Source organism: Rhizobium bangladeshense, assembly GCF_001662075.1.
Classification (GTDB): Bacteria; Pseudomonadota; Alphaproteobacteria; order Rhizobiales; family Rhizobiaceae; genus Rhizobium; species Rhizobium bangladeshense_B.
In genome coordinates, this window is record NZ_LYPL01000056.1 from 1 (window position 1) to 2734 (window position 2734).

General features: G+C 58.9%; 2 protein-coding genes. Both read right to left on the bottom strand.

Annotation, left to right across the window (positions count from 1 at the left end):
- Window positions 1-113 precede the first annotated feature (113 nt).
- Window positions 114-2033, bottom strand: a complete 1920-nt coding sequence (locus A7X77_RS31200; RefSeq protein ID WP_064686639.1) for an AAA family ATPase — start codon at window positions 2031-2033, stop codon at window positions 114-116.
- Window positions 2034-2075: 42 nt separating this feature from the next.
- Window positions 2076-2480: a hypothetical protein gene (locus tag A7X77_RS31205; RefSeq protein ID WP_245293820.1), complete on the bottom strand. Its 405-nt coding sequence runs from the start codon at window positions 2478-2480 to the stop codon at window positions 2076-2078.
- Window positions 2481-2734: the final 254 nt, after the last annotated feature.

Here is a 2734-nt window from a genome sequence, read left to right on the forward strand (position 1 = left end):
AACGCCGCGTGTCATCAAGTCGCCGGCACAAACCAGCACATCGGCGTCGACACCAGCCTGCTGCACGAAGGAAACGCCGAACTCGAGATGCAAGTCCGAGAAAACCCAAATCTTCATGATCCCGACCTCCGTCGGCTTTTACGGCCGCTCTTTGGACCTGAAGCAAGCTCGCAAGCCTGTCGGACCTCGCCTGCGCTGAGCTCGAGATTTTCCGATAAACGAGCAGCAAGGATTTCCAATGCGTGCCGGTTGTTCGTCAAAATCGCGTTGGCGCGGTTGTACTCGGCATCCAACCTTTGACGAACCGCTTGTCGGAGCAACGGGTCAGCCATGCGCAGACTTTCCATTGGTCGGCCACCCGATCCCATGTCCGTCAGCAACCCATCCCCGAAACCAAAGCTGCGTTCGATCATGGTGGCAAAGTCGGTCGCGATACCCAAGTCGGCCGACGGGTCGCCACCGGAAGCGGCGGAATGGTCTCCCAGGATTATGCGCTCTGCCGCCATCCCGGCTAGAAAGATAGCAATGACATCCTGGAAATGTCTGGCCGTCGGCATGAACGGAAATGGTTGCTCGAACTGGGTTGTACCGATCCGGTTCCAGCCCGCAATCGCAGGCCTCCTGTTCGTAATCGTCACCTTCACTAGGCTCTCTGGCCTGAGGGAATAGCCGACGATGGCGTGGCCGACTTCATGGACGGCCAGTCGGAACCGTTCGTCGTCTGTGAGGGCCACAACAGGTGGGATGACGGCGAGGATGTCCTCTTCCCTCACCTCCAACCTCTCCGCTTGCCGCGCGATGCGACGCGCGTCTCGTGCAAGCTTTTCGATATCCGCACCGGACCATCCCTCCGTCGCATCGCGGAACTGGTCGAGATCGCCTGCGTATTCGTGCCGAAGATGAAACTCCAGGATGGCCTTCCGAGCGTCCGCGTCCGGCAATGGGATATCGATAATCCGTTCCAGGCGGCCCGGCCGCAGGAACGCGGGGTCGATCGACTTCGCGTTGTTTGTCGTGGCGATCACGACCACGCCCTCCCGCCCGTCGCTTGGATCGAGGCACTCGAGAAGGCCGTTGATCACCTGCACTTTGTAATCATGGTTCCAGGCGTCCTGGGAAACCCCTCGATTTCCGAAGCTATCAAATTCATCCAAAAGCAGGATGGATGGCTGGGCCGCGCGAGCGGTCGCAAAAGACTTTCGCATAGCCTTGAGCATGTCGCCGAGGTGACCCCTGGCCTGCCACGAAGCCGCGGATTCTGCGATAAGCGTAACCCCACAGCTGTTTGCCAGCGCACGGGCGTACGTGGTTTTGCCGGAACCTGGCGGACCGCTGAGGAGGACACCGCGATCAATGTCCCTCCATTCGATTTCATCCCGCATCCACCGCTTGATGTCATCGGCCAGTTGGAGTCCCCATCTCCTCGCCTCCCCGTAGCCTTCCATTCGTTCGAGCAGAACGGTGCCAGGCGCATGTACTTTAGGAGCCGACTCGACATCGGCCTCGGGCTTCGCTTTCAACTGTCGAACGATGCGATCGACCGGACGTCCTGGGCGGATCGCGAGGCGAAGGTCACGCATAGGTTTCATAACCAGATACGCGGCTTCTTCCTTGGTAATCGGTACGCCAAGGCTTTTTGCCGCGGCCATGAAGTGATCCGCACGCGCAGGAGCAATACTTCTCCGGAGGTCGATGGTGACCGCGAGGTCTGAGGAGATTTCATCGTCTTCGGTGTAAAAGACGACGACACGGCAAACGTCCCGAAATCTCGAAATCAAATTCCAGCCCGTTTGCGTGATATCCGATGCCTCGTTGACGATCACCCCGTCATCGATTTCGATAATGTGCTCCCTCTTGAGCAACCTCCGAGTAACCTGTTCGTAGAGGTGTAAATCTGTCCGGTCCGGAAGCTTGATCGCTACGACAAAGCTCGATGCGGCCAGAAGCGGTCGGATGGTACGTCTAATGAGCATGGTGGCGACGAGCGTCGCCAGGTTTTGCGGAGGCTGAGTCCGCGTCGCATGGTAAGTCATGATAGGCCTCGATGATGGGGCGTTGGACGGTTACGAGCAAAGTCAGGCTCGTATTCGTCTCACCATCGTTTCCGGGCCGATCAGCGCGTCATCGAGTTCGACCTCGACCAGTCCCTGGAGGATGAGAGAGGCAAGGGCAGCGACCGGCTGCGTTTCTCTGAGTACCCGGAGGCAGTCAGCGAAGGGCAATGAGCCATTCTCGTCCAGGGCGGCGAGAAGCCGCACGCGGTCTCCCAGCGGGACGGTGTGCCCAGCATACCGTAGAAGGTCGACCGCGTTCCTCAAGCGGAAGCCGTCATAAATTTCGGATCGATCTACGACGCGATAGCGTTGGGCCGCCTGTGTTGCTGCTCGCGCGATAACCATTGGGTCCATTGGAAGCTTACGGTCGAATGCATCAAGCATCCACCACCCGCCGTCGATGTCCTGCATATGGAGATCGGGCATGTGGTCTTTTCCACCCACCGTGAGCCGTGGTGGACTGCAGGACCAAGCGAGGACGTCGCGGTTCAAATCCAAGATAGCGGAAAGGTCTCGGACGACCTTGGAACGGAACGTGGGCCGTCCCGGTCCCTTAACTGACCGCCGAAAATGAGTGTGCTGAGCTGCTTCGACGCCATCGCGAAGCCTCTGCGGGATATGATCTGGGGATGCCATACATGACCTCGATACAAACGTATGGGAACTCCGCTTGCGCGGCA